Origin of the sequence: Aeromonas sp. HMWF014, from assembly GCF_963878295.1 — a bacterium.
Classification (GTDB): domain Bacteria; phylum Pseudomonadota; class Gammaproteobacteria; order Enterobacterales; family Aeromonadaceae; genus Aeromonas; species Aeromonas popoffii.
Genome location: NZ_CAWNYS010000424.1, coordinates 1 through 1,987 on the forward strand (window position 1 = coordinate 1; position 1,987 = coordinate 1,987).

Genomic DNA, 1,987 nt, shown 5'->3' on the forward strand with positions numbered 1-1,987 from the left:
CACTACGAAAGCCTGGACGAGGCGCTCGCCTACATAGCCGCCCGCCCGCGCCCCCTCGCCTTCTATCTGATGAGCCTGGATCCGGCACTGCAGGCCAGGGTGACCCGGGAGACCCACTCAGGCGGCATGGCCATCAACGAGAGTCTGTTCCAGGTGGCAGCCGATGACGTGCCATTTGGCGGCATCGGCGCCTCCGGCATGGGCCACTACCACGGCCACGAAGGCTTTCTCACCTTCTCCAAGGCGAAAACCGTGTTGAGCCGTGGCAGGTTCAGCACAGGCTCTCTGGTTCATCCCCCTTATCGGCGCTGGCACCAGCGGCTGATGATGGCGCTGTTTTTGCGCTGACGTGCGCCGGAGCCCTGCATGCAAAAAACCATGACCGACAAGCGCCGCCAGATCCTGGATGCCGCCCTCGCCCTGTGCGCCGAGGACGGTCTGCAGGGGGCCGCCACCGCCCGCATCGCCAAGGCGGCAGGGGTGGCCAACGGCACCTTGTTTCACCACTTTCCGAGTAAGGAGGCGCTGATCCTCCAGCTCTATCAGGATATCAAGCAGCGGATGGGGGCAGCCATCAGTGAAGCCGACCCCGCTCTTCCCCTGCGCGAGCAGACCCACCACTACTGGCAGCTGGCGATGGGGTGGATGCAGGCACACCCCAACGAACTCAAATTCGTACTGGGCTTCTTTCACTCCCCCCTGCTGGCAAGACCGGCCCGCAGCCAGATCTTGAACGATGCCCTGCGCTTTCTGCCCGCCCTGCTGGCAAAGGGGCAGGCAAGCGGCGAGCTGATGCAGGCTCCCGCCCCACTGTTGCTGGAGGTGTGTCAGGGCCAGTTTCTCGCCTGCGCATCACTGTTTGTCGATCAGCCGGCGCTGGGACAGGACGACTACTGGCAAGCCAGTGCCTTCGCCCTCTTCTGGTCAGCCATCTCAGGAGCCAATCCCCATGCAAACACGGATGTTTGAATCTGCGGCCGCCCTTGGCCGCCGCCTCTGGATAGCCACTCTGCTCTGGGTCATAGGGCGTACCCTCTGCCGCGCCGCCCGGGTCGATGAGGCGGTGCGACAAGAGCTCGCCCCTCTGCCCGACGGCCTCACCATACGACTGGAGGTGGCGGGCCTCACCCAGGCACTGATCATCCATAAGGCAGAGGGCAACTGGCAGTGCGGCGCACAGCCCCATGCCAGCGGCGATTTGCACCCCCTGCGAGTGCGTTTCAAGCATCAGGGCATCGCCTTTCGCGCCCTCAGCTTTCGTCTCGGGGTCAATCAGGCGTTCAGCGAAAACCGCTTGCTGGTGGAGGGGGACCTGACCGTCGCCATGCATCTGGTGCGGGGGCTTGAGCAGTTGCAGTCTGTGATCCTGCCCGCCTTTATCGCGCGGCCCCTGCTGCGCCACTATCCTGCCCCGACCAACAAACTTGGCCGGGCCTGCAACATCTATCTGGGTCTGGTGACCGGCTAACGCGCAAGGAGCCTTGAAATGAGCCGCTATTACGATTTTTTCTGCCCGGTCAAACTGATGGCGGGTGAACAGGCACTGGAGCAGCTCGCCAGCGAGCTGGCCGGATTGGGCGCGCGCCGTCCGCTACTGCTCACCGACAAGGGGGTCAGCGCCACCGGACTCGCTACCCTGCTGGCCAATGTGCTGGCCGAGGGAGAGTTGCCGGTCGCTGGCATCTGGGACGAGATCCCGGCCGACTCCTCCACCGCCGTGGTGGAACGGATCGCAGCCCGTTATCGGGAGCTCAAATGTGACAGTCTGGTAGCGCTGGGGGGCGGCTCCGTCATCGACACCGCCAAAGCGGTCAATATCCTCGCCTCCATGGGCGGGGATCGGCTGCTGGATTACGCTGGCGCAGGCTGCCTGACCCGCCCCCTGCAGCCGCTGGCAGTGGTGCCGACCACGGCGGGCACAGGATCCGAGGTGACGCTGGTGGCGGTGATCAAGGATGAGGCGAGCGGGCGCAAGGTGCCCTTTACC

General features: G+C 64.7%; 4 protein-coding genes. All 4 read left to right on the plus strand.

The genetic code is table 11. The features are described 5' to 3' along the window. Positions 1 to 348 (plus strand): aldehyde dehydrogenase family protein (locus AAC083_RS16840; protein ID WP_146181711.1); only part of this gene is annotated, 348 nt, incomplete at its 5' end. A gap of 18 nt (positions 349 to 366) precedes the next feature. Further along, a complete protein-coding gene (locus AAC083_RS16845; protein ID WP_042036864.1) occupies positions 367 to 969 on the plus strand; it encodes a TetR/AcrR family transcriptional regulator in 603 nt (200 codons plus the stop codon). Next, a complete protein-coding gene (locus tag AAC083_RS16850) occupies positions 950 to 1,468 on the plus strand; it encodes an SCP2 sterol-binding domain-containing protein (protein ID WP_108537213.1) in 519 nt (172 codons plus the stop codon). The genes AAC083_RS16845 and AAC083_RS16850 overlap by 20 nt, the downstream gene beginning before the upstream one ends. An 18-nt stretch (positions 1,469 to 1,486) precedes the next feature. Further along, positions 1,487 to 1,987, plus strand: a 501-nt coding sequence (locus AAC083_RS16855; protein WP_146181712.1) for an iron-containing alcohol dehydrogenase, incomplete at its 3' end; no start/stop codon positions are given.

Bases quoted from the DNA above. Each gene is read 5' to 3' on its own strand.
- AAC083_RS16845 (WP_042036864.1), top strand. From the start codon at position 367: ATGCAAAAAACCATGACCGACAAGCGCCGCCAGATCCTGGATGCCGCC.
- AAC083_RS16850 (WP_108537213.1), top strand. From the start codon at position 950: ATGCAAACACGGATGTTTGAATCTGCGGCCGCCCTTGGCCGCCGCCTC.